The sequence below is a fragment of the Bdellovibrio sp. ArHS genome (assembly GCF_000786105.1).
In the GTDB taxonomy this organism is placed as follows: Bacteria; Bdellovibrionota; Bdellovibrionia; order Bdellovibrionales; family Bdellovibrionaceae; genus Bdellovibrio.
Genome location: NZ_JTEV01000012.1, coordinates 101,741 through 125,991, shown reverse-complemented (window position 1 = coordinate 125,991; position 24,251 = coordinate 101,741). Strand labels below are relative to the sequence as shown.

Annotated in this window: 29 protein-coding genes and 1 tRNA gene; 25 read left to right on the top strand and 5 right to left on the bottom strand. The window is 44.7% G+C overall.

Translation table 11 applies throughout. From position 1 onward, the window contains the following. Nucleotides 1-18: 18 nt before the first annotated feature. The 16 genes from OM95_RS06935 (at nucleotide 19) to OM95_RS17520 (ending at nucleotide 13,597) form a co-directional block, all read left to right on the top strand. On the top strand, nucleotides 19-1,410 hold the full coding sequence (locus tag OM95_RS06935; RefSeq protein WP_041871807.1) for a hypothetical protein: 1,392 nt from the start codon (nucleotides 19-21) through the stop codon (nucleotides 1,408-1,410). 7 nt (nucleotides 1,411-1,417) lie between these two features. Beyond that, the gene (locus OM95_RS17155; protein ID WP_291515759.1) at nucleotides 1,418-3,226 is read left to right on the top strand and encodes a hypothetical protein; all 1,809 of its coding nucleotides are present in this window, start codon (nucleotides 1,418-1,420) and stop codon (nucleotides 3,224-3,226) included. Between the two features lie 9 nt (nucleotides 3,227-3,235). After that, nucleotides 3,236-3,427 carry a hypothetical protein gene (locus OM95_RS06925; RefSeq protein WP_041871802.1) on the top strand — a complete coding sequence of 64 codons (192 nt, stop codon included), beginning with the start codon at nucleotides 3,236-3,238 and terminating at the stop codon, nucleotides 3,425-3,427. 40 nt (nucleotides 3,428-3,467) lie between these two features. Then, on the top strand, nucleotides 3,468-3,710 hold the full coding sequence (locus OM95_RS06920) for a hypothetical protein (protein ID WP_041871799.1): 243 nt from the start codon (nucleotides 3,468-3,470) through the stop codon (nucleotides 3,708-3,710). A 90-nt stretch (nucleotides 3,711-3,800) separates the two neighbouring features. Next, nucleotides 3,801-4,061: a hypothetical protein gene (locus OM95_RS06915; RefSeq protein WP_291515757.1), complete on the top strand. Its 261-nt coding sequence runs from the start codon at nucleotides 3,801-3,803 to the stop codon at nucleotides 4,059-4,061. Then, nucleotides 4,000-4,365, top strand: coding sequence for a hypothetical protein (locus OM95_RS06910; protein WP_291515755.1), 366 nt, complete (start codon nucleotides 4,000-4,002; stop codon nucleotides 4,363-4,365). Before OM95_RS06915 ends, OM95_RS06910 begins: the two co-directional genes overlap by 62 nt. A gap of 61 nt (nucleotides 4,366-4,426) precedes the next feature. Then, the gene (locus tag OM95_RS06905; RefSeq protein WP_041871793.1) at nucleotides 4,427-4,750 is read left to right on the top strand and encodes a hypothetical protein; all 324 of its coding nucleotides are present in this window, start codon (nucleotides 4,427-4,429) and stop codon (nucleotides 4,748-4,750) included. Next, the gene (locus tag OM95_RS06900) at nucleotides 4,750-5,124 is read left to right on the top strand and encodes a hypothetical protein (RefSeq protein WP_041871791.1); all 375 of its coding nucleotides are present in this window, start codon (nucleotides 4,750-4,752) and stop codon (nucleotides 5,122-5,124) included. Before OM95_RS06905 ends, OM95_RS06900 begins: the two co-directional genes overlap by 1 nt. Further along, entirely contained in the window at nucleotides 5,121-5,339 is a 219-nt protein-coding gene (locus tag OM95_RS06895; RefSeq protein ID WP_041871788.1) for a hypothetical protein, read from the top strand. Before OM95_RS06900 ends, OM95_RS06895 begins: the two co-directional genes overlap by 4 nt. Then, nucleotides 5,339-6,247 (top strand): hypothetical protein, encoded by a 909-nt coding sequence (locus tag OM95_RS06890; RefSeq protein WP_041871786.1) that lies wholly within the window; start codon nucleotides 5,339-5,341, stop codon nucleotides 6,245-6,247. The genes OM95_RS06895 and OM95_RS06890 overlap by 1 nt, the downstream gene beginning before the upstream one ends. An 8-nt stretch (nucleotides 6,248-6,255) precedes the next feature. Further along, on the top strand, nucleotides 6,256-8,991 hold the full coding sequence (locus tag OM95_RS06885) for a hypothetical protein (protein ID WP_041871783.1): 2,736 nt from the start codon (nucleotides 6,256-6,258) through the stop codon (nucleotides 8,989-8,991). Then, complete coding sequence (locus tag OM95_RS06880; protein ID WP_041871780.1) at nucleotides 8,988-9,542, top strand: hypothetical protein; 555 nt, start codon at nucleotides 8,988-8,990, stop codon at nucleotides 9,540-9,542. Before OM95_RS06885 ends, OM95_RS06880 begins: the two co-directional genes overlap by 4 nt. Nucleotides 9,543-9,560: 18 nt before the next feature. Beyond that, nucleotides 9,561-10,217 carry a hypothetical protein gene (locus OM95_RS06875; protein WP_041871778.1) on the top strand — a complete coding sequence of 219 codons (657 nt, stop codon included), beginning with the start codon at nucleotides 9,561-9,563 and terminating at the stop codon, nucleotides 10,215-10,217. A gap of 8 nt (nucleotides 10,218-10,225) precedes the next feature. Further along, nucleotides 10,226-11,602, top strand: coding sequence for a hypothetical protein (locus OM95_RS06870; protein WP_041871775.1), 1,377 nt, complete (start codon nucleotides 10,226-10,228; stop codon nucleotides 11,600-11,602). Then, on the top strand, nucleotides 11,587-13,146 hold the full coding sequence (locus OM95_RS06865; RefSeq protein ID WP_041871773.1) for a hypothetical protein: 1,560 nt from the start codon (nucleotides 11,587-11,589) through the stop codon (nucleotides 13,144-13,146). Before OM95_RS06870 ends, OM95_RS06865 begins: the two co-directional genes overlap by 16 nt. Then, nucleotides 13,043-13,597 (top strand): HNH endonuclease signature motif containing protein, encoded by a 555-nt coding sequence (locus OM95_RS17520; RefSeq protein ID WP_363228101.1) that lies wholly within the window; start codon nucleotides 13,043-13,045, stop codon nucleotides 13,595-13,597. Before OM95_RS06865 ends, OM95_RS17520 begins: the two co-directional genes overlap by 104 nt. A 45-nt stretch (nucleotides 13,598-13,642) precedes the next feature. Here OM95_RS17520 and OM95_RS06850 read toward each other — a convergent pair whose 3' ends face one another. Together OM95_RS06850 and OM95_RS06845 are read right to left on the bottom strand one after the other, a co-directional pair. Next, nucleotides 13,643-14,182, bottom strand: a complete 540-nt coding sequence (locus tag OM95_RS06850) for a hypothetical protein (protein ID WP_041871771.1) — start codon at nucleotides 14,180-14,182, stop codon at nucleotides 13,643-13,645. Between the two features lie 253 nt (nucleotides 14,183-14,435). Beyond that, entirely contained in the window at nucleotides 14,436-14,855 is a 420-nt protein-coding gene (locus OM95_RS06845; protein ID WP_041871770.1) for a helix-turn-helix transcriptional regulator, read from the bottom strand. 106 nt (nucleotides 14,856-14,961) lie between these two features. Between OM95_RS06845 and OM95_RS17150 the strand changes: the two genes are divergently transcribed. The 7 genes from OM95_RS17150 to OM95_RS06810 all read left to right on the top strand — a co-directional run bounded on the left by OM95_RS17150 (nucleotide 14,962) and on the right by OM95_RS06810 (nucleotide 19,894). Further along, nucleotides 14,962-15,222, top strand: a complete 261-nt coding sequence (locus OM95_RS17150) for a hypothetical protein (protein WP_291515753.1) — start codon at nucleotides 14,962-14,964, stop codon at nucleotides 15,220-15,222. 84 nt (nucleotides 15,223-15,306) lie between these two features. Continuing rightward, nucleotides 15,307-15,603: a hypothetical protein gene (locus tag OM95_RS17145; RefSeq protein WP_291515751.1), complete on the top strand. Its 297-nt coding sequence runs from the start codon at nucleotides 15,307-15,309 to the stop codon at nucleotides 15,601-15,603. 24 nt (nucleotides 15,604-15,627) lie between these two features. After that, complete coding sequence (locus OM95_RS17140; protein WP_291515749.1) at nucleotides 15,628-15,930, top strand: hypothetical protein; 303 nt, start codon at nucleotides 15,628-15,630, stop codon at nucleotides 15,928-15,930. Then, nucleotides 15,918-16,880 (top strand): recombinase RecT, encoded by a 963-nt coding sequence (locus OM95_RS06830; protein ID WP_291515747.1) that lies wholly within the window; start codon nucleotides 15,918-15,920, stop codon nucleotides 16,878-16,880. The genes OM95_RS17140 and OM95_RS06830 overlap by 13 nt, the downstream gene beginning before the upstream one ends. Continuing rightward, the gene (locus OM95_RS06825) at nucleotides 16,867-17,586 is read left to right on the top strand and encodes a lambda exonuclease family protein (protein WP_291515746.1); all 720 of its coding nucleotides are present in this window, start codon (nucleotides 16,867-16,869) and stop codon (nucleotides 17,584-17,586) included. The genes OM95_RS06830 and OM95_RS06825 overlap by 14 nt, the downstream gene beginning before the upstream one ends. Beyond that, nucleotides 17,586-17,828 carry a hypothetical protein gene (locus OM95_RS06820; protein ID WP_041871768.1) on the top strand — a complete coding sequence of 81 codons (243 nt, stop codon included), beginning with the start codon at nucleotides 17,586-17,588 and terminating at the stop codon, nucleotides 17,826-17,828. Before OM95_RS06825 ends, OM95_RS06820 begins: the two co-directional genes overlap by 1 nt. Before the next feature lie 986 nt (nucleotides 17,829-18,814). Continuing rightward, nucleotides 18,815-19,894 carry a site-specific integrase gene (locus tag OM95_RS06810; protein ID WP_041871764.1) on the top strand — a complete coding sequence of 360 codons (1,080 nt, stop codon included), beginning with the start codon at nucleotides 18,815-18,817 and terminating at the stop codon, nucleotides 19,892-19,894. Between the two features lie 77 nt (nucleotides 19,895-19,971). Here OM95_RS06810 and OM95_RS06805 read toward each other — a convergent pair. Beyond that, nucleotides 19,972-20,047, bottom strand: a tRNA-Val gene (locus OM95_RS06805). A 113-nt stretch (nucleotides 20,048-20,160) separates the two neighbouring features. On the opposite strand from OM95_RS06805, the gene OM95_RS06800 reads away from it, so the two are divergent. Then, nucleotides 20,161-20,775, top strand: a complete 615-nt coding sequence (locus OM95_RS06800) for a glutathione S-transferase family protein (protein WP_041871762.1) — start codon at nucleotides 20,161-20,163, stop codon at nucleotides 20,773-20,775. Here OM95_RS06800 and ttcA read toward each other — a convergent pair. Together ttcA and OM95_RS06790 are read right to left on the bottom strand one after the other, a co-directional pair. Next, a complete protein-coding gene (ttcA, locus tag OM95_RS06795) occupies nucleotides 20,705-21,541 on the bottom strand; it encodes a tRNA 2-thiocytidine(32) synthetase TtcA (RefSeq protein WP_291515744.1) in 837 nt (278 codons plus the stop codon). The genes OM95_RS06800 and ttcA overlap by 71 nt on opposite strands. Next, entirely contained in the window at nucleotides 21,522-22,580 is a 1,059-nt protein-coding gene (locus OM95_RS06790) for a mechanosensitive ion channel family protein (RefSeq protein ID WP_041871760.1), read from the bottom strand. The genes ttcA and OM95_RS06790 overlap by 20 nt, the downstream gene beginning before the upstream one ends. A gap of 111 nt (nucleotides 22,581-22,691) precedes the next feature. Here OM95_RS06790 and OM95_RS06785 point away from each other — a divergent pair, with 111 nt between their 5' ends. Further along, entirely contained in the window at nucleotides 22,692-24,248 is a 1,557-nt protein-coding gene (locus OM95_RS06785; protein WP_041871758.1) for a hypothetical protein, read from the top strand. Nucleotides 24,249-24,251: the final 3 nt, after the last annotated feature.

The window sequence follows — 24,251 nt, the reverse complement described above, 5'->3', positions numbered from 1 at the left end:
CGACCCCGAGGAGCTTTCATGTCAGGTACAAAGGGTTTTCCCTCAAATAAAAAAACAGATCTAGGGACGGGCATCACAGAGAATTTTGTAACCGTCATTCCTACGGATCCAAATCGAAATTCATTAGATGTTAATCGATTCGCATTTCGAGTCGGTGACGCATTAAATCCCAGAACGGCAGGCGTGGGCACTGGACTAGTCAATGATGGAAGTCGTGATCTTTTCTATGTTGCTGACACAAGCACGCCGGCAAGAGTCGGCGACTTGGTTAGATTTGAAGACGGCAATGCCGCTTTCATTGAAATTCCAATTGTAAAAGTCGAGACAAACAGATTTCTTCTTTCTATTAACTCGGGCTATTTGCCAAGTCCGGGTGATACATTCTTTATTCTTAGACATACCACTCAACGGGTTGACGAAACTGGTTCACAAATCGTCATAGCCCAGCAGGGCCCAACGCAGTTCGTGCTTGATGGAAATGACGTTGAGGTCGAAGAAGACACTGCAAATGCGGCAAATAACAAGCCGCTTCCTACTAAACTTTTTGATTCTACAAATAATCCGATCAACCCATCGACTATCGAATCGGTAAATGACGTCGAAACAGCCGTCTTAGCTGTTGACACAACAATTCAAGGGATTGATTTTGCGACCGAAACAACTTTGGCTTCCTTGGAAGCAAAAGTCTTATCAGACACTCAGCTTAGGGCGTCTCCTGTACCAATTTCAGCATCGTCTCTGCCTCTACCTACAGGTGCGGCAACAGAGGCGACGCTTTCAAGTATCGACACAAAAACGCCTGCATTAGTAGGTGGCGCAGTTCCGGTAACCGGACCCCTAACAGATGCCGAATTAAGAGCAACAGCAGTACCAGTATCGGGTCCATTGACCGATGCTGAACTTAGAGCAACGCCTGTTCCTGTAAGCGGTCCTCTAACTGATACACAATTAAGAGCATCTGCTGTTCCGGTAAGTGCTGCGACCCTACCCCTTCCAACAGGTGCGGCAACGGAAACAACTCTATCGGCAATGAGCGCGAAGCTACCGGCCACACTTGGTCAGAAAGCAATGACAGATTCACTTGCTGTCACTCTTTCTTCTGATCAGTCAGCTATTCCGACTAAGGCACCAGTTAACACAAACGGTTCCCAAGCAAATACCTCATTGACGGCTACAACAGCGTCCACCGCAACAGCACCGGCCAATGCTGTTGGTTTTATCATTCAAGCTCCAGACACGAACACAGACGCCATTAGGTACAGAATCGGCGGCACAGCATCTACAACGGCGGGTATGCAATTACAGCCAGGTCGAGACTCTGGATACATACCAGCGGCGGCTAACGTGTCTGTTTGCGCGACCACATCGGGAACAAACGCTTTTGAAATTCAATGGATTCTTTCTCAATAGGTGACTTATGAGATTAATATTAGCTATTTTATCATTATTTCCTAACATCGCATTTGCAGGGCTTCCACCAACAACACTTGGTGGACAACTATTAACTGGTTCGGCACCAGTAACTTTTAATTTTAAGGTTCCACTCAATCAAGCAACAAGGATTAATTCAACAACAGCTTTGATTGAGACAGGAAACGATAACAGACTAAAAAATCCTCAATTCCATAGCGTCAACGCTTCAGACGGATGGGTTATTGGTTCCGGCGTTACAGCGATTACAGATGACACATATTATTATACACCCCCTAAGTCTCTGCAATTAACTCTGCCGTCCGGGACTCAATCAAATCTAGACGTAATTTCTCAGACTTATACTGCATCGTTCGGCGATTTAGATGGAAGCAATTTACAGGCATACATTCGCTTGTCAGCGGCTGTTTTTCAAGCTGGCGTTGATCTAAAATGGTGTCTTGATATAAATTCAGTTCAAGTTCAGTGTGATACAATCTTGCCAAACGACATTATGCAATGGGCGATTGTCTCTCTTAACTATCCAGCCAAGGCGACAAGCCCTGATACAGTATATAGAGTTTATTTAAGGGCTAATTACACTGGAATAGTTGGTGCTGCGGCAATTATTAATGCGGCATCGTCTTATTTTGGTCCAGCTACTAACCTAGCATTTGTGTCTCCTCCAAACACATTCACCGCAATGGTATCGTCTGCATCTGGGGCATCATCATTGACAGGATCATCTGATTGGGTGTCTTGTACTTCCGCTTCGCCTTCAGTTTGTACATTTAAAACATCTCTATTTACTAGCAATCCAAATTGTGGAACATCAACCACTTCAACAACATCGACGAACACCTCAACAGCCGGGGCCGCATCTGCGTCTGGTGTAACGGTATATTTTAACGGAGCAACTACCGTAAAGCTTACTTGTGATAAAACGGGCGCTGACTATAACTTGCCAGCCATTGTTCCCGGGAAAGTGCAGGGCAATTTTTCAGGAAGCTTGTCTGGTTCTGGACAATGGACGACAACATCTGCAAGTTTCTCTGATTTTGGTTCTGGCTCTGGTACAAGTCTCACGAAAATAAATGGTTCTAATTTGGTGTGCTCAGCTATTTCTGGAAATTTACCAGGAATTACTTGTACATCTCAATATCCAGGTCTTTATCAAGTTTGTGTAAACGCGACAGCATGGGGAAGTTCTGCTGGGTCAACAAACGCTCTTAGATTAGTTGATGGATCTGGAAACGTAATTAACTCTGGCGCCGCATTCCAAGATGCAACGGCTGGATACGCACAAACATATGATTTATGTGGAATCGTCACGGCTGATTCAACTTTTAGTATTAAAATTCAGGGTCAGACAACTGCCGGGACCATGACTCTCAACGCATCTACGGCAACATATAGACCAACATTCACGGTAATTCCCGCTACAGCCAACATTCCAGTTCCAATTTTTGTCGGAAACGTGACCACGCCGTCGACACTTACATCTGATCTCATTTTTAGAGCAAATGGCGTTACATGTGGGGCATCATCGTCAATTACAGGTGGAACTGGTGGTGTTTCAATCGGAAACTACTCGACAGGGTCATGCGCTATTACCTTTTCTCCGGCCTTTTCTTCTTCAAACTATAGTTGCGATTTCGTAGCTCTTGGTTCGTCAACATCTACAATTGATTCATATAAAGTTACTTCTAAAACTGCATCTGGCTTTACGTTGGTTGGAATTACTCAAAATGGGGCGACGACATCGGCGGCAAGCACAGGATTTCAGTTTGATATGAAATGCCAAGGGCCAAGATAAGGAGATTTCATGACTGAGCTTCTCACGATTTTAACAACAGCAAAAGAGGCAGGATTTGAGGCCGGAACGATTGTTTCGATCATGGGCATTGGTTTCCTTCTTTATCGTATGACGAACAAGCAAGTCGATAAAGTGGTTAAAGCTCTCGACGGTCTGAAGGAAGAAATTAAAGAGATTAAAGCCCACGTCGGGCTAAAATAACAACAACTCATTTGCCCGAGAACACGGGCCGGAGGATTTTATGTCAGAGTTGAAAAAAGGTGGAAAATTAGAAGTTAAAGATGCAGTCGTAAAAATTGGTTACGAAGTGTCTTACGATAAAGACCAAGACGGTCGCGCATCTGCTGGCATCAAGGCGGAGGCTTTTGCAGACCTTCCAGAGATTCTTGACGAGTCTTTGAAAGACAATGCAACAGCACAACTGTTGGCAAAATGGTTTGACGCAAACAAAGCATTGCTTCCCGCTGTAGAGAAAGAAATCTAATTGGGAAAATTCCTTAGCTTTCTAGGAAAGATTTTAGACAACAAAGGAAAAGACCTTTTCTCTGTTCGCCTTGGATCATCTTTAATTCTTATGAAGCTAGGGATTGTCGGCGTGGGGGCTACGGCCCTCATGCCTTTTGTGGCTGGCTTTCTCGGCCTTGTGTATGAGCTTGGCGTATTCCAAATTGATCTGTCGCTTGATTCTCTCAAAGAGGGCTTAAAGCTCGACGAATTTAAGAGCGAAGCAAAAAAAGCATACGACCATGCAACAAAAAAGGTTTATACCGAAGATGAAAAAGAAAAGATTCGCCAAGATTATCTTGCTATCATTTCTCGCTTTGGCGCTATGTAACTGCGCCGCAAAAGACGTTGTTCCCGACGTTGAAATATGCGCCGAGATCCCCTTTATTGATGGAAGAGAGGGCGCGTGCGCGACGAATCTTTCCAAGAAAAAGCGCATAATTTCAAACCAAGAATGGGAAGCCCAGCGGCCCTACATGATCATGGTGCATGCTGATCAATGGTCAAAGGTTAAGCTTTCTTGGAAAAAAGCCTGCCGTTACGCAGGCGATGAGTGCAATGTCGCTTTGGAGTCTGTGGACTCTGTGATTAAGGCGCTTGATGGGCTTGTCGAGAAGGTTTCGCTGACGAAGTAGGCAAACTATATTCGTTGCTTATTTTAAATTCAAAAACAATAATTACTCTTAGGAGTTGTTGATGGCTAAAGTAATTCACAAATCTTTCAAAAAAACTCTGACAGTTTCGTCTGATCAAGTAATCGGTCAGATTGACGTTACAAATTGCAATGGAATTTCTGTCCAGATCAATGGAATAACCGGAACTGCTGGCTCTATGAAGCTTCAAAGAAGCAATGACAATACCAATTGGGAAGATATTCCATCGGCTACTGTGACACTCGCCGCGAATTCAGCAAAGACAATCAACGTGCCTGATTTATATTCTGGTCACGTTCAGATTCTAGTTACTCTTTCGGCGGGCGCTGGCGAATATAACTTTTACTGCTTAGCAAAGGAGTATTGATGTCTTGGCTAGACGAACAACTTAAAGAATTTGAAAAACCAAGAATGGGTTCTGAAAAGTCATACATTACTGGAAAATCAGCAGACGCTTATGAAACATCTTCTTATCCGGCAAGCTATCAAACTGCTGACTTTGCATCGTCTGGTGGCGGTGAGGCGGCGGCCGCATCTGGAGCTGGAGCTGCGGGGATGTCCAGTCCTGCGGCTGCCGGAATCATGGCGGGTGGACAGTTTTTATCTAATTATCTAGCGCAAAAAGCAGCAGATGAGAGGGCGAGACGAGACAGAGCTGCGCAAATTGAACAACAATACGCACAAAATCAAAACCAAGGTTTCGACACAATGATGAAGGCCTTTGGAGGAGCATTAAAATGAGTGACATTAAAGAAAAAAATCCAATGATGGAAGCTATCAATTCTATGAAGCAGGCCGTTTCTGCGATTGAAAAGCATTACACCATGCAAGAGGGAACCCGCACAGGCGAGCAAGACGGAAACATGGGTGAGACTGTTGACGGCGAGCAAGATTATTCGAAGTTTGAAAACGTAGCAAAAAAGAAGAAGCTTATCTCTGCAATGATGGGTGAGTAATGCAAAGAGTAGAGAACCTCATCACGATTATCAGAAAAATGACTGGCAATACGCGCTATGATTCAGATAGCGGTATTCCTCAAGACGTCATGGTTCAAAACCTAAACGACGCTCAAGACTTCTTGGCAAAGCAGGTTCATAACCTTAAGACAAAGTTTTTTGATATTACAGTAGAGGTTCCGGTCGTTTCCGGTCAGCGCATGTATGACTACCCGGAAGACTGCTATGTTCGAGACATCGACACTATCCAATGGTCTGACTCTAATAGCGGGGTTTACTTTAAAACTCTGTACAAGTCTTACACCAAAGAGAAGGTAACAAGACAACTAGGTTATCCATTTGGGTATCTTACGCGCCATGATGGGATTGAGTTTAATCCTCCCGTAACAAGTGGCATCTTTTACTTTACCTATGGCAAGACAATTCCTAAGCTTCAAAAGAAGTCAGGGCAAATCACTGTGGCAACAGTCGCGGGTGGCAATCTCACGGCTTTAGAAGTAGCTACAACAGAGCCTTATGATGAGACTGAAATCAATTCAGACTTTTTCTTATGTGTCTGCGATAAATATGGAAACGTAAAAGCTAGGAATATCGAATATGAATCTTGCGCCGGTGGAATTTTCACTCTTAATCCTTTCACTCTTGGTTCTGGCGACACTGTTGCCGTAGGTGACTATATCTTAGTTGGAAAGAACACGACAAACGTGCCCGAATGGCCAGACGCTTGTGAGCCTTTCTTGCGCAAATATGCAATTTATCAGGTTCGATATGGTGACGCATCAAAATGGTCTAAAGAAGCTCTTGATGATATGACTACTGAGTTTGAGATGATTTCCGGCGTCTTTGCAAGACCTTCGAGTGATATGGCAGACATCGCCATAACCAACTTAGATTACATTGGCCTTTAGGGGGATTCATGCCTCATAAGTTAGAAAAGTTTTATTCAAGCTTCGGCGGCGTCGATACGCGCTCAAATAAGCTTGTCGCAGATTCACGCACGTTTCGAAAAGGATCTAAAAACTTTCGCTATAACTTTCAAGACGAAATTCAAAATGCTAATGGATGGCAGCACAAAACAGAAAATACGCCAGTTAGTTTTGTGGACATCTTTGAGTATAAATACCGAGACGTAAACACGGGCGAATCTAAGTCTCAAGTGTTAGCCGTTGGGGCGGACGGCAATCTTTATCGCAAAGTTCAGCACACTTTAAAATGGATTGCGACTGGTGCAGCGACTTCATACTCATTCTTTTATGATGAGGTCGGCGACACTTTTAAAGTGACCGTGAATGGCGTTGGTTCGGTAAATATCTCCGACTCCATGACTTTAGATCAACTAAAGACTGCCCTAAATGCTCTTACTGGCATCACTGTTGATATTGTCGACGGCGATGGGGCATCGGTAACATCATCTAAGCTCGCGTACCTATTGGACGTGCGCATTGAAGATAGTTTTAATTTAAACTCAAGTTGGTTTTGGGAAGTGGTTCCGTGTTCTAGTGTTCCTTTTCCAAACGCAATCTCTCAACCAAAGGGGTATGAGGGTGTTTCAAGTCTAAACATAAATAACGCCTGCTTCATGACAGATGGCTGGTTTATCATGAAGTATGATGGCTATTCTGTTTATAGAGCAGGAATGCCAAAATTCTCAAGAGAGCTTGGAATTAACGGCGTTACTTTCTTCGACTACGCAACGGGTGCGCTGACTGCAAATTCAAATTATCGGTACGCATTTCAATTTGGATTTGTCGATCCAAATGGTGTAGAGACACTCGGCAAAGTCACCGAGGTTGACTACGTTCAAGTAAACCTTCCATCTGGGAAGCAGGCTATTGAAATCCCAGTCTATCCTTTGGGAAATGCAGATGTTACAAATGATTGTTTCCCTGTTTATTCGTGTGCCGTGAATGGAAATCAAACTCTTTCTGGAACTGGTTCTAAAACGCTTACGGTTGATGCTGGACACAATATAAAAGTTGGAATGTGCTTAAGGGTGCCAGTCTCTAATGGCGGGTTCTCTGGCACCAATAAAGGTATTTCTTTTGCTTATTTAGAAGTCACCGGGGTTACTGCCACAACAGTTTCCTTCAACAAGACAAAGTCTGGCATAACGCTTCTTCAATCTGGAACATTCACCTCATACTGCGCAATGGCGCTAAATAACACGTCTACTCAGTTGCCAGATGTTTTCCCGGATGAGTTAGTTCTTAACGGTTGCTATGTTCCAGAAGAAGTAAAAGGAATTTTCACGGAGCCTGAGGTTTACGATTCTGAAACACTTGGTCTTACGCAAGCATGGTCGCCGCAAATTGTTTACGGATCATTCGTTCGTATTTTCAGATCAAAAGGCGGGATAGTTGACAGCCTTTATAAGTTGATCGACGCACCTATTTCTCACCAAAATTTCTACAAGATTTTAGATCAACTTGCAGATACGGACCTTTCTGGCTCTGTTATTGGTTCGTTAACTACTATTCCCATCGACTATTCGGCGGGCGACGAGATTCCTCGGGCGTGTAAATACTTAACCAAATGGCAGAATGTAATTGTTCAGGCGGGGCGTCCAATCAATGAGGCTGAGATTTTAAACAAGCCTTACCCATGGTATTTTGCTCCTCCACCTCCAACAACTGGCAACAAGTGGGGAATGTCTATTCCTTACCCACCGTGGATATACCAGGAAAATAACCTTTGCGATGAGCAATCAATCTACTGGGCTGATCCTTTGACTCCAGAGGGTTTTCCGCAAGACGGCCTTCATGAGTTTTCGATTGATACTGAATACAATGACGCAATCAAGGGCATTGCTCCAAATAAAGATGCACTCTTTGCTATCAAAGAAAGATCAACAGGCATTCTTACTGGCGACATTGGAACAAATGAGATTATTTTGGAAGTTTTAGAAGACGACATCGGCCTCGCTTCTCATAAAACACTTCAGCAAACAAAAGGTGCTCTCATCTGGCTTGATCCAATTAAAGGATTCTATGCTTGCGTTGCCGGAAGACTACCTCAACACATTGGGTATCCTATTTGTGATTACATGCAGATCAATTCTGACAAGCTAGATTATTCTAAAGCTTCGGCGATGAATGCCCGGGCAATTGGAATGTATATCTGTGTCGTGGGATCAACATGGTTCGTCTACGATTACTCGGATACTCAAAACGGATCTAGAAACTGTTGGTATATTTGGGAGCGATTTAACGCAAAATCGGCGCTATTCACATCTGACTCAGAGATTCTTTTACTTTCAGATAAAATTTGGAAGATGAAGGTCACAAACACTCGCTTTGACATGACCGATCATAAATCAGCGATCGAAATGGACGCTAGACAGGCATGGTGGAATGGTGGCCTGCCTACCATTGACAAAATGTTTGAAAAACTTTGGGCAAACTCCATTCAAGGTGGATTTACGCTCTCTATCGATCAATACGCGAACTATTTAGACGATAGAATCGCGTCGATTGATGTTGGGTTTAAAGAGGCTCCGAAGAAAACAGTCAAAGATTACGCTAAAGCAGCAATTCCGAAGCTTTCGGCAATATCTTTTGGTTTGAGAAATGCTGAGAAGAACAAACTTGTGCGCATTCAAGGATTTGAAATCGAATACGCGCCAGATTTCGACACTTCGGAGCCCCGACGATGACGAATCTTAAGGTTAAAAACAAGCAGCTTGCAAAGCTCCGCGAGTTTAGAAAAGGAATGGACGTTGAGGACTTCTTGCAGAATGAGTTTAAGCAGATTTTAAGGGCGTTGCAGAATCAATTTGTGTCTGTAGATGAGTCACCAGGCGAATCGACCATGGTGATGCTTGGAAGTGCTGACTTGTACGCGCAAAACGTACCCTCTTTCGGAGTGGGGACTGTTTCTCTCACAGATAGAGTCTTAAAATCTGGAAGCGTCACTTCTAACGTGTTTTACCCGTCGAGTTCAGGAAAGTTTTGGATTGAGTACGGATGTGAATTTGCGCCTGGAACGTCTGGCACGGTTACAAATAATCTAATAGCCAAAAATTCTAGTGGAACAGCAGTACACACTCTTCAAAAGCGCGTTGATACAACTATTGGCGGACCTAAATACGTCACTGGTAAGTTTCTCATGAACCTTACTACAACTCTAGGCGTTTACTTTGATTTCACTGGAGACTCTAACACAGTTGGATCTAATTTTTATTGTTCTATCACAAGGGTTAGTTAAAATACCCTAGGGGGTTTTATGGGTTGGTTTGATAACTTAGTTGACTCGACCGCAAATTTTATGACGGCCGGAACTTATGGCCTCATCAAAGACGGCAAGCTCGGCGGGAATGTTCTCATGGGAAAAGATGAACAGGGAAATCCTATATATTCTAGCGATCAACGGGCAAAAGACAGGCAAGCCGACATGGATGCGGGTTACGCCAAAGGGAAAGAAATTTTCTACGATGACCCAGAAATGAAGGCTCTAAAGGCTAGGCGCGAAGACCTTGCGAAAGGCTATTCTGGCGAAGAACTCGGCGCTATTCGTGGTGTTGCCAGGGGCGAAATTGCAGGGCAAAGAGACGCCGATCAGCGTAGACTTTCCAGTAATCTTGCTCGTGGTGGCGTAGGTGGCGCCCGTGGTGCGGCAATTCGAGGGGCTGCCGATCAGAAAGTAGGCGCCCAAGTCATGGATGCTGAACGAAAAATGGCTCTAGATTCTGCAAACATGGTTCGATCTGGAACGAATGACCTACAGGATTTCATTTTTAGACAGAAATACGGAACGCTTGGAACTGGTCTTGGTTACGCTCAACTTGGTGTTGCTGATCGAACTGCCGCAGCACAGGCAGCCGCAAATAATCAGAAGCAGGACAAGGGCGTGGTTGGCGGTATTTTAGACTCATTTTTCTAGGGGAATAAATGGCAGATTTATCATACATCGACAAATTTTACGACAAAGTGGTGCGCAATCTCCCAGATGAGGAGCTTGATGTAATCTCAAGAGCTCCAGCGAATGTGCAAGTCCAGGATGAAACAACGGCCGACATCGGAATTATTACCCCAACGCCGAATTATGACTTTAATTCTGTCGCTGAAAACTTCCGTAAAAATGAAGTCTCTAATATTGCATCTCAAGAGGGCATTGAAAGAGATGCACGAGGGCGTGCAAACAAAGCATCGGTCGCTGAGTTGGCATCTAGAAACAAAGCAAGAGAGGCCGTTAACGCAGTTAATAGCCCACAAGACGTTTATCAAGACAACCCAGAGCTTCTCAGACAGATTGAAAACGCAAAAGAAAAAGCAAATGCTGACACAACTCAACCGAGAGATATTTGGAGTGAGTTGATTCTTTCGTTCGGTCCGGCCATATTAGGTGGGCTATCGGGCGAAAGCGGTCAAATTGCTCAGCTTCAGGCTGGAAAGTCTGCGCGTGAGATGTATGAAGGTAGACGCAAAGAATCCATTGAGCAGGCAATTAAAGCCAAAGAAGTCGCGCAAAAACAATACGAACAGCTTCTTAAAATCAAATCAGAGCAGCGCGAGTCATGGGATAAGTCTCAGCAGCGCACTCTTGATAGACTCAAGTCTATTGCCACAGCAGAGGTCGACTTCGCGAAAATGGATGCGCAAAGAGCTACCGAGTTCACTAAGGAAGCCAATAAGATTTCAGGTGAGATCACAAAAGCTACCTCGGCAGGAAACAAAGAGTACGCGGCTCTTGCGAATAAAGGTCTTGAAGAAGAGGGTAAGGCTAAGAGAGCTAAGATTATCGCCGAGGGTCAAGATCTTAAGCAGGCAACGAATCTTCGCAAAGAGTTTAATGCTGATCCAGTTGTGAAGAATTTTAAGGACGTTCAGCAGTCTTATCAGAAGATTACTGATATGGCGAAAAAACCAAGTGCGGCTGGTGATATTTCTATGATCTTCTCTTACATGAAGATGCTTGATCCTGGCTCCGTAGTGCGAGAAGGAGAACAGGCTACAGCTCAAAATGCCGCTGGGATTTCTGACCAATTACGAAATCAATACAATCGATTGCTAAATGGCGAAAGACTCACTCCAAAACAAAGGCAAGATTTCATTAACCAAGCAAGATCTATCTATGATTCTCAGCAGTCTTTGGTATCAAATATCGAAAAAGATTATAAGGGACTTGCTTCAGAATACGGTACAAGCCCTAGTTTAGTTATTCCTAGGTCATCCGCTCCTCTTGCTCCTATTTACAAAGACGGAGATACAAAAACAATTAAAGGACAGACCTTTATCAGAAAGGATGGCATGTGGCTTCCGAAGTAAGACAACCCAAAGGTTTCACAGATGAGGAAATGGAAGCGATTGAAGCCCAAGAAAGTGCGGGCTTTACGGATGACGAAATCGAAGCCTTAGAGGCGAGCGTTTATGATAAATATCCTGCGTGGCGATCTGCTTTAGCGGGCGCGGAAGATACAGCACTTATGGGATATGGCCCAAATGTTAGAGCGGCAATATCGACAGGAAGTTTCTCGTCTCCTGAATACATTTCAGAACGTGACAGAATTAATGCCGAAAACAAGGCAATGAAAGAAGAAGATCCAGGCTCTTTTCTTGCTGGTCAAGTCGGCGGTGGGGCTGCGACTCTAGCTATTCCCGGCGGCGCTGCTTTAAAGGCCGGAAAGCTTGCGACCCGATTAGGTCGGGCGGCAATGATTGGCGCAGGACTTGGCGCGGCGGCTGATACGCCGGACGTTGAGGGGCAGGTCACTAGCCCTTTGTCATCTGAAGATCTAAAAGAGCGAGGTGCAAATGTTGCGATGGGTGCAGCTGTTGGTCCGGTGGCAGAACTTGGAGTCTCTACAATAAAGGCGGTCACTCCTGATGAATTAGCCAGAGCGTTTTCAGCGCTTCAGCCTGGTAAGGCCGCAAGAAGAAATGTGCGATTAGCTGAAGAGTCAGGGGCTCTTTCAACTAAAAAGAACATCATTGGCTTTGCAAAGGAAGAAGGGATGCTTGATGGCCTTCCGGGGTCTAAGGACCTTTATGATCGAGCTTTAGCTTCTAAGTCTAAGTACGGAGATGCATTGGATAAGATCTATCGCAGAGCTCAAGAAGTTATGGACAACCTAATTGCGTCCGGCAATCCAACCGCAACCCCTCCAATGAAGAATATTGACTCAATTAAGAGCCAGGTCCTTCAAGAAATTAAGACTAAAAAATGGGCAGATGCCGATAAGGACGCAGCATTAAAGCAGCTCGGGGATTATTTTGAGAGTCTAAAATCTGAAATAGGCCCAGATCCAAATCTTTTGCAGCTTCATGACATCAAGAGCTCTATTGGTTCAAAGTCATTTAAAGAAAGCCGCGCAGAACTTCCTACATCAACCGAGGAATTTTGGAGAACTGCAGGACGAATCGTCGATGATGAGATTAAACAGCGTGTCGATAGCCTTGCGACCTTGGCAGGACGAAGCCGTGACAAAGAACTTGGCGCAGCTTTAAGAGAAGCAAATCGTCGTTACTCATTAAGCTCAGACATCTACTCGATGGCAGCGGATGCAGTTGATTCTGCAGCGGGAAGATTACCAAGAGACCCGGGTGATGTTTTTGGAAGTGTATTAAGAGCTCCAGAACTTCAAGTGGGTTTATCAAAGGTAGGCCGCGTGAATGAGGCTATTCCTCAAATGTTAAAGCCTTCAGGACCCGTGGTAGCAAACACCATTCAGCAAACGATTAACGATGCCACAAGGCTGCCTACGCCAAATGAGATATATCAGCAGCGCATGCCCATGCCCATGTCTAACATCGAAAAAGCTAAGCGGCGAAATGAGCAAATCAAAATGCAAAAACAGATGCTTGGGCAATAAATATGTTGAATTAGAGGATGACATTTTTTATGTAAGCACTATGAATTTACATGATTTATTCGAAAAACATACTATTCCGGAGCCTAATACGGGCTGTCTTCTCTGGACCAAGGGAGTGCATGAGTACGGAACTATCTCTGTAAACGGAAAGACACTATACGCCCACAGGTTTGCGTTCTCATTGTTTAACGGCAATATTCCGAGCGGAATGTTGGTCTGCCACAAATGTGATACCCCTGGCTGTGTAAACCCAGAGCATTTATGGCTGGGTACTATAAACGAAAACAATGCTGATAAAACAAGAAAAGGTAGACATCCTTTTGGGTCCCGAAATCATTGCGGCAAAGGGCATCAGTACACACCTGAAACATTGAGAATATCGAATGGAAAGCGGCGCTGCCTTGTATGTCAAAAAAAGAACTCAAAGAACAGGCGTAAAGTGTTACTTTAAGTTCCAATTTAAGGGGCCATGCATTATAGTGCTTGGCCCTCGTTTTTATTCTGCAATTTCAGCGATAAATGACTTTTTCTTGCTGGCAACGGTTCGGCTCTTGCCGGAGTATTTTGATAGAAGATTGCAAGACTTGTCTTCGGTTCCACTTTGAATGTTATTCTCATTCAGTCCTGTTATTACATACTTTTTGCTATTTCTGAAAACTAAGGACGTGGCATTTCCTTCTGCTTTAACGCCAATAACATCGGAAGCGTCACCGCTTAGCTCAAATGTTTCCGGCTCTGTCCCGCCGCATGTACTATACGAGTAATTCACGGTGTACTTGTTTCCGTTTTTTGTGAATGTTCCGACCGATTTTCTGTAAATGAGGTTGGTTTGACTTACCGGAATGAAAATGGTCATGCCCTTAAAACTGTTTACTCCTTCAATCTTTAAAGCATGAACATAACTTCCCCCCTGAATGTTCTGAACTAAAAAATATTCTCCGGCGTACGGGTCATTTGATGCTGAACTGCCACCGCCACCGCTGTTGGAACAAGATGCTAAAGCCCAGACTAGACCGACCAGTAAAAAAAGTCTCATTATCGACCTCCACGCCAAAGTTTTCGGCCTGAAATAAACAGGGCTTTAATTAAATTTTCTTCACTAGGTGTCGATTCTGAACTTACGGGTTAAGATTTGCGCAAAATAAGCCCCTGTTTGTCGTTAAGATTTTGTTTGACCTAGCCGAAAGCATGGATGAGTTGAAAAGAGGGGTTAGTAAGTGGATCGACTCGATCAAGCCATTGCCTTGTTGCTTATGTTTAAAGCTGAGACATTGAAGTATCAGATTGAATCAAGACCCGATCTTGTTCTTATTCATGGAGGATTGCGCGGCGATGAGCTGCTTGATCGGACCGATCAGAGCCCTCACTTGCGAATCGTCGAGACTGTTGATGAGGTTGATTAGTTCGCCTCTATCTCCGGTTGGCACTTTGACTCTAGATTGTGCCTCCAATGATTCAATTCTTTTTAAGAGCTCGACAATGCTCACGTCGGTATTTTCTTGCTCATCAAAAAATGAATCATCAATTTTTAATTCCCGCTTAAGGGCCTCTTTGTACTCACCTGAAGGATAATAAACTCCCGTTTCCCAACGGGCTATCATAGGTTGATCTACGCCGATTCTATTTCCTAGGTCGGTTTGGGTGGCAAATCCCATTTCTTTACGGCGAGCCTGTAATTTTTTCCCAAACTTTTTCTTCAATGAATCCAACGCGTTACCTCATATGCAGCATATATTACGCATTGCCGCGCGTAAATATCGCATATAGCTACATATTATGCTTGCGATATAACAGTAACTGCGGCATATTGTGTTCATGACGACGAGCAATTCAATGATGAACGATAAAATTAGACAAAAGACAGTTCGTAAGGTGGGCGGGGTGCCGGTTCTTACGCGACTGATCGAGGCTGCACTTAGATGCTCTCACTCTAAAGCTACGAAGATCGCGGGTGGTCGATACCCAAGTCTTCCGATGCCAGTTGAGCGAGAAATTCTCGCAGCAAAAGTATTTGAATGTTCAGAGGCTGAACTGTTTCCCTGTTTGAACCAGGGACGCAATCAAGCAGCCTCCTAGTAGCTTAGTTAATTCAAATTTGAACTTTAAATTTAAAACTTTGAAAAAAAGTAAGGGCACTGCTTTGCCCAAAACGGAGAAAATATGCGCCTTATCAATAACGACGAAAAGCCAATCAATCCAAAATGGTCGGTTACTGCGATTGAAAAGGTCAGTAAGAGCCCATTCAGAACCCATGAGACAGTTTGTTACGTCCACCACTTCGAAAAAGAGTGCATGGGCTACGAAACTTACTGCTCTGTGCTTAACGACTGGGTTTTTGTGAGTGCGCTTGTCTTGGGTGAGTCAAAGAAAAATAAGCTCATGGAACTAGTCAAAGAGACTCAAGACTTCGAGAACGCGTGCTTTCCGAAGCAATTTAATAACGATGACATAGCTTAACAATCACTCAAAGGGGACATTGAGATGAAAAAAACAAAACACACGCCGGGGCCTTGGAAGGTTGGACAGAGGTCTTCTGAATACGAAACAGAGATTCACGACGGTCAACAATTTGGGAGAATAGGCACTGTTATATCCAATAACGCCCACCTAATAGCGGCGGCTCCTGAGATGTTTAAAACGCTTGATGATGTTCTGTCTGTATTGCTTGATTTAGACCAAGACCACCTCAGTAGAAGAGAAGAAAAAGAAGTTTGTGACGCAATTCAAGAGATTGAAGCTGTTTTAGCTAAAGCGAAGGGGGGAGGTTTAAGATGTCAAACCTAACTCTTTTCCAAAAATCAGAATCTCTAATTATGGCTCAAGCGAAGAAATTCGTCGAGCTGGCAAAATCGCACAAGGCTGTAAACTTCGAGCAAGAGGCGCACTTTGCGCTTCAGGCTTTAAAAGCTAATTCTTTTTTGGCTGATACCGCGGCGAAAAATCCAGATTCACTTATCAATGCAGTTCACAACATCGCATCGGTCGGGCTTTCTTTGAATCCAGCATTGAAGCACGCTTACCTTGTTCCTCGTGATGGGAAAGTTTGCCTTGATTTCGGCTATAAAGGCTTAGTGCATTTAGCGGTCGATTCTGGCTCTGTGATTTTTGCCCAAGCTGAAATCGTATATGAAAAAGACGATTTCGTTATAAAAGGCCGAGGTCAAGAGCCTATCCATAATAGAAATCCTTTTGCAAAAGACCGTGGAGCAATCCTTGGCGCGTACTGTGTTGCAAAATTATCTAATGGTGACTTCCTAGTCGAAACGATGAGTGTTGATGAGATCGAAACAATCAGAGACAAGACTCAAGCGTACAAAGCTTTCAAGGCAGGCAAAGCTAAGTCAGCGATTTGGGATACCGATTTCGCAGAGATGGCTAAGAAGACAATCATCCGACGAGCTTCAAAGTCTTGGCCGATGAGTAATGCGGGACGAGTTGAAACTGCGACCAAGATTCAAGATGAAGGTGAGATGGCAATAGACGTGTCGCCTGTATCTGTCGAGGCAACGCCGCAAATTGAAGGCCCAAATCCTCAATTCCAAAAGATCCGCGACCTTCTAGATTCTCTTGGAAAAGAAGAGTCTAAATTCATCGGGTACTTATCCACAGTTAACAATCGCAAGATTGAGGCAATCGAAGATTTGTCGCAAAAAGAAATCGATGCGGCTTTAGTTCAACTTTGTTCATGGGCAAAGGCGACTCAAAAAAAGGAAACTCAAAATGAAAACGCTTAATCAAATCGAAACGCAAATAAAAACTTTCCAAGATAAGTTCGGCGTGGATCTTCTTACAGCAGAGCAAGGCTCTTTGAATTGGCTTTATTCTCGCTTGGGCGTGATTACCGCATCTGAAGTGTCAAAGGCCGTAGCAAAGTTAGGCTCTGAGACTCGTAACACTTATATGTGTCAGCTTGTCGCTGAGGTAGCCACTGGAGTCGTAGAAGAGATCAATTCTAAATATATGGATTGGGGAAAAATGCACGAGGCGGCGGCTCGCGCATCCTACGAGTTTGCAAATGACTGCGAAATTCAGACTGTCGGATTTATCTTTAAAGATGACACCTTCCGTGAAGGCGCAAGTCTTGATGGATTCATTAAGGGGCAGAATAAGCTAGTCGAAATCAAGTGCCCATATAATCCGACTAACTTTATCAAGTTTGTCGTCGAAGACAAAATCAAGGCTGAGTACATGTGGCAGTATCAGTATCAGATGCGCGTGACTGGCGCCGATGTTGCTGACTTTGTTCAATTTGATCCAAGAATGAAAGTTAGTCCTTTTAAGGCTCTAACGGTCGAGCGCGATCCAGAGTATCAAGCGAAATTTGATGAGCTTATCCCTCAGTTTTTAATGGATATGGATACGATGCTTGAAATGATCGGTATAAAATATGGCGATCAATGGTCTCGCTTGGCAGTCAAAGAAAGTGCAGGAGTAGCATAATGAAAAAGAAATATAATCTAGCGGTGAAAACGGGTGAATATCAAAAAGACGGTCAAACAAAAGGCCGCTATCAAAATGTGGGTGCTGTTATGGAGTCTGAAAAAGGACAGTTCATTTTACTTGATAAGACTTTCAATCCCGCAGGCATCCAAGACGGAAAAAACTCTGTTTTGATCCATATGTTTGAAGAGAAAAAAGAGCAAAATAGCGACTCTTTTAATGACGATGTAATTCCATTTTAATCTCAGCGTCCCCTGAGAATCAAGGCCCTTGGGAAAGCCTACCCAAGTGACGGGCGGAGAAAGTGCCGCAGTTTGAATAAAACCCACTGGAAGCCATTGTTGCACAGATGGCCCGTGCAAGGGTCCCATAATTAGCTTGGGAATAGAAGGTGGGTTTTCTTGAGGCTGAAGCGTGGAAGCTGTGTTGAAATGTCGATTCTAAAGACACTCGAGGGAGAATGAGAGCCCATCTTCACTGGAGCACGCTGAATGGAATAGACCGTGGTTGTAAGCCTATGCGTAGCTAGCTTAGTGGCAGAGAACCCTTTCCAAAACGGCACAGTAGGAGTCGCGCCCTGCCAGTCTCAGTTTGAATGAAGTGCTTCCTTTGTTTTGGAGTCTGCGCAGATAAAAAAACATTGGTGTCCGGTTCGAGCCCGGATCTCTGAAGGGACCGGTTGCGCAGCCCTAACCACGGAGAATATGGTTTCACTATGAAGCACTTCCTTGAGACTAAGCGGGCCTCCCGTAAGGGAAACTTAACAAATTATTTTGTGTTCAAATCACGGGTAGCGCGAGTCTTTTTTTGTAGGGGGCGGCGAAATGAAACTGCTTGAAACAGTAGGACTAGGTCTTGGTTTATTTATCGGATTCTTGATTGGTCATCTTTATACAATTTGGGCAGTGGTTAATTTGCCGATTGGAAAGTGAGGAAACATGGGCGCGAGAAACTTGGCAACAAACAGTAGAAGGCTTCTGACGCTCCACGACGTTTGCGCAATGCTTCAATGCGCTCCATCTTTCATTTACGCAAGGACCGGCCCAAACGCACGACGTGAGCCCAGAATCCCGACAGTTAGAAACATGGGAAGTTTACGCTTCCATCCCGATGTTATAGAAGAATTGTTCTTTAAGTCGCCTTCGGCGGCTGAGAATTGTTCTTTGAAAAATAAAGAGATCGGGAAAAGCGCAGCTTTTAAAACCAATAAAAGGGAGAAAGAAAAGCTGTGGTAGCAAAAGTATATTTTTATCAAAACAACAACTCGATTCGAGTGCGAGTCAGAATGGGGCCTGAGAAGTTTGAAAAGACTTTTAAGACCAAATCGGACGCGCAGGATTGGGCGGGGATTAAGAAATTCCAGCTTGAGCAGGCGTATATGCGTAAAAGCTTGGGCGTTAGTGGAGTGTCCTCGGTTGATCCGAAGAAAATCAGTGATGCAATCAAGCACCATGTCGAAATGCGAAAGAAAAAAACTGAAGGCGAAGATAAGGGAGTGGATAAGGCCATTTTTGGGCGATTCTATGACTTTATTTTCGATCAGGGCCGAGATTACCTGCACGAGATTACTTGCGAGGATATGGAGGCATATCAAAGTGAGCTTTTAGAATCCATGAAAGCAAGCTCTGTGAATCGTCACTTTGCAAGCCTTGGCGGGTTTTTCAATCGGTGCATCAAAAGGGGATTTTTAAAAGAGTCGCCTATGCGGTCAGTCGAACCGCTTCAGGTTGAAGAGGTTAAAAAAGTTACCTGGACAGAGGATGAAATCAATATGGTTTTCCCCCTGCTGCCCAAGCATCTTAAGCAATATATTCTCTTCATCTATAGCACAGGTTGTAGACCCAAAGAAGCTACAAATCTAAAATTCAAAGAAGTCTATTTTGATGAAGGCTATTTAAAGCTTAAAAGCAAAAAGGGCGGGAAACTTTTGGAAAGAAGTTACCCCATCGTCGGCGATATTGAGGGCTTACTGAAGCAGATCAAAAAAGAGCGGCCCTTTTCAAAAGGCGACGACTTTGTTTTTTTGAACACAAAAGGCAACAAGATTGTGCCGGATGTTTTATCCGAAAAAGTTCGGGAGATCCGGCGAAGCCTTGGGCTTAGAGAGGCATTAACGCCGTATAAGCTTCGCCATACATTTATTACAGCTTTAGTAGCAAGCGACATAGGGCTGCCAAAGGTTCAAGCCTTGGCGGGCCACAGGCGTTATCAAACGACGCTTGGTTATGTTGATATGCCAGAAAAGGAACTAAAGGGCATCGTAGCCAGTCTCGACGAAAAGCGTCGGGAAAGGAGGGGTGCAATCTAGAGTTCTAAATCAGTTCTAAATCGTTAGTGACCTCTTCCTTTTTAGAACTGATTTTTGGTTAACTACTGGAAAAGACTTGGTGCGAATAACTGGACTTGAACCAGTGACCTCTTCCATGTCAAGGAAGCGCGCTACCAACTACGCTATATCCGCACAGAGGAATTAAATCTACCATCGTAAAGCGGGGGGCGGCAATCATAGATGCAGCTGGTCAGGGATAACCTTTTATAATTAGAGGCGTATGCTGGGGTTTTAAGAGGTAAGTCATGATTGAATTCTATACAGCGCAAACTCCCAATGGCCGCAAAGTGTCTTTAATGCTTGAAGAGCTCGCTATTCCCTATACTCAGCACAACATCGATTTGGGCAAACTTGAACAAAAGTCCCCCGAATTTATTGCAAAAAATCCCAACGGGAAAATCCCCGTCATCATCGACACTCATGGATCTTACGATCATAAAACCACGGTGTTTGAAAGTGGGGCGATACTTTACTATCTGGCGGAAAAACATCAGGCTTTCTTTGGCCATAGTTTGGAAGAAAAAGCGCATGTCATGCAATGGCTGATGTTTCAGATGTCTGCTATCGGCCCCATCTTCGGGAACTATTACTACGGGAAGCACACCTTGAAACCTGAAAATCCAGGTTTCATCGAACGTTTCGAAAAAGAGGCTCTTCGTCTTTTAGGAGTGATGGAAATCCAGCTTGAAAAGAACACCTATCTTGCTGGTGAAGCTTATACCATCGCCGATATAGCCACGTACCCGTGGCTCATTCACTATCTGCACACCAAACCGGAATGGTTTGAATCTAGACCTTCAATTCGTCGTTGGGCTCAGACTTTGGCAGAGCGTCCGGCGGTGAAGAAGGTGATGCCTTAAGGTTTTTAAAATCCCAAAGTTGCGAATCCATCAACTGGCTGGGTTTTACATTGCCCAGCGCAGTTTGAATGGAAGCATAAATATTGGGAATTTCTTTTTCCAAATCACGCACAAGTCTTTTAATGCGTTGGCGCTTTAAGCCATCTTGTGAACCGCAAAGATTGCACGGAATGACCGGAAAATTCCAGGCGGCGGCAAGTTCTTCGATGTCGCGCTCTGAAACATAAGTCAGGGGGCGAACCAAGATATTTCTTTCGTCATCGGATCTCAGTTTGGCAGGCATAGCGGCCATAGTTCCGACATAGAACAAATTCAAAAGTGCCGTGTGCACGACGTCGTCACGGTGATGTCCTAGCGCCAGCTTCGTGAAGCCTTGCGCGTGAGCATAATCATAAAGAATAGCTCGGCGCAGGCGAGAACACAGCGAGCAGTACGTAGCGCCTTGAACTTTTTCTTTGACGATGGAGTAGGTGTCTTTTTCGACAACATGCAATTTCACACCCAAGCTTTCAACCCAAACGCGAAAAGCTGTCGCATCGAAGCCCGGCTGTTTTTGATCTAAAATCGCCGCTTCGACTTGGAATTTTCTTTCCGAGCGTCTTTGAATTTCCGTCAGCAAAGCTAAGAGAACGCTGGAGTCCTTGCCGCCCGAAACGCAAACCATCACCTTGTCGCCGTCTTCAATCATATTGAAGTCGTTCAGCGCCTGGGTGATTTGTTTGCGAATTTTAATCGCTAGGGGATGCTCAAAATTTACCGTGTTCATGATTCACGGTTCTATCTGAAAATTCGATCACTTGTCGAGCTAATTTCAAGTTCGCAGCTCTTAACGCCTCAATGCCGCGGATAAGAACCTTGTCGCCAACATTAAACTGCGAGCCGTAGTTATCCAGGAAGTAAATGATCTTAATTTGAATCCAGTTTTCATTAGATTCATTCACATAAGCCCAGGGGGCTGGAATGCCTCTGATCTCGCCAATTCCCGCCACAGTGCGCTCCAAAACCTGTTTGGCCAGTTCCACATTTTCCCCATACGCCAAGCGGAAGACCTGACTGCGGACGATGGGTGTTTCAGGGGGCGAGAAATTGGAAATAGTGGCGTTCGCCATGAAGCGATTGGGCAAAGTGATAAGTTCGTCCGAGAAGCCCACCAGGGTTGTCGAACGCCAGGTGATCTCGCGAACCTGACCGGTGGTTTTTTGAATACCACTGACGATTTCCAGCCAGTCACCAATTTCGAAATTGCGATCCAACTGCAAAGAAATGCCGGCAAATAAATTTCCTAAAGTGTCTTGCAAGGCCAAACCCAGAATGACCGAAGCCGCGGCTGACGTTGCTAAGAGTGGACCCACTTGAAGTCCGAAAACGTGTGTGACTCCCCAGAAAAGCAGAACGATGGAAAGGAGCAGTGAAAAGATATTCACCAAGAGCAAAGGCACGCCATGCTTCATCGAGCCCAGGAAAAGATACTGCAAAACAATCAGGCGGCTGGTTTTAACAAAGACCACGTTCCCCCAAAGGAAGGTGACGATGGCGACATACGGAGTGATCTTCGCGACCGTGCCGATCTGGGGTTCAGAGGTCTGGAGAAAAATAAATAGCAAAAACAAAAAGCTCAAGACAATGTAGTGGCGTAATAAAGTCCGAAAGTGATTGCGAATACTACGATGTCTTTCCTCGGAGGCCTCCTTCAGGAAAAACTTATAAAACACCCACGTGATGGCGATTAAACAGCCCAAAAGAACGAAGGGTTCAAGCTCAAGGAGCCCGTAAAGTGCCTGAATTTTGATAAACTTTTCTGCCATATCTGCGATGTTCCTCGTAAGTCTGATTATAGTGGCTAAATTTTAGTCTAGTCGAGTCTAAAATTTGTGAGGAAGGTAATCTGTGTCGTAACGGCTGCCGATAAGAAAGGCATGAGAAAACACAGTTTATACTTCGCATTGGGCATGATGATGACAGCCTGCGCACCTCAAGGATTTGATGCGGTTCAAGATATCGCTTCAGAGACAGTGCAGGATATTGCCTGTAAGAATCAACAACTTGAAACCAAACTCTGGGATGGTCTTAAAACTTATCTTCTTGAGCAAAAGAGCATTCCTTCCGCCGACGTCCTGAAACAAGCGTTTCAGGAACAAGTCGACAAGCTTTCTGAACAAAATCCTCAATTGACATCCGCGCAAATCAAGCGTTTGAACCGGGATCTTGAAGCTCTGGTGGATTCTTTATTGAGTGAGGCCCCGGAAGGGGAAAGAGTGGAAACTCCAGAACAGCTTCTTTTACTTCTCTCCGCGATTGATGTCGGAGATCGCACCACTGTTTTTCGCTCGTACATGCAGGACAAGGTGCGTGGAAATTTCAATCAGTTACAAAAAACTGTTCAGGCCCTGGATGTGAATTGTTCTAAAGACAATGCCTCTTCAGGAGCGCCTGCAACGGGCGACGGCGGTCTTTCGACGGAAACTCCCTCGGAGCCCTCGGTTCCCGTGGTTGAAGAACCCAATCGTGATTATGAATGGCATAAAATGCAGGCCTTAAATTCGGGAACGCCTCTTTCTGTTTTCGGGGGACGCTGGGCCTTCGCGACAACTTATCAAAGTTGCCAAAGTGTGCAACTTCCATCGCTGGATGCGCAAGCACCCAATGTGCAGGGGATTAGCATCGTCGGCAAACACTCTGATGGCGTTGGCAGTAAACGCCAGATTGCCAGTTTGGCCAAGGTTCAAGGCTCGCATTACTACATTAAAGATATGACGACTTATGGTGAGGGGTGTTTCAACGTGCGCTCTAATCCGCTGATTTATGACTATGGTGGAAAACCCTATGCGACCACCGCCGCGAATGCGGAAATTGATATGTTCAAGAATAACGGAGACGGGACCAGTGTTCTTGGAATTGACTGCTCAGGCTACGTCTTTACTTCCATGGCTACGGCAGGACTTCGTTTGAAAGCCGGTCGCGCTTTGAAAGCTTCAGATGCTTGGGCGTGGGGATCGTCCTCTTACGTCGAGCCTCAGGATAACGGTCTGACGTGTTTAAATAAAATCTCTGTTTCGCCGGCCACCACGATAAAGGCGGGTGACATTGTCGCGGTCTATGGTCACGTTTTATTGATCGATAAAGTTGGCGCAGACCCCTTTGGTGTTAACAGCGTTAAGTCCGAAAGTGAGTGCGCGAAACTGACGTCTGATCGCTTTGATTTCGTCGTGGCGCAAAGTTCTCCGAATAAGGAAGGGATCGGGATTAACTACTACGAAGCTCGGGACTATCTTCCCACTAGCAGTAAGATGAAAACGGGTTTGGAAAAATACGCCTACTACACATGTCTTGCGAAGTTTAACGGCAAGACATACACCCCCAATGTGGGAACTCTTTCGATCGTTCGCCACAAGGGAACCGCCGACTGTGTGGCCCCCCGGGTGAAGATGGCTCGCGAAAGCTGTATTCAATCTTGTTCTTCGTTGCAGCGTTAGGCT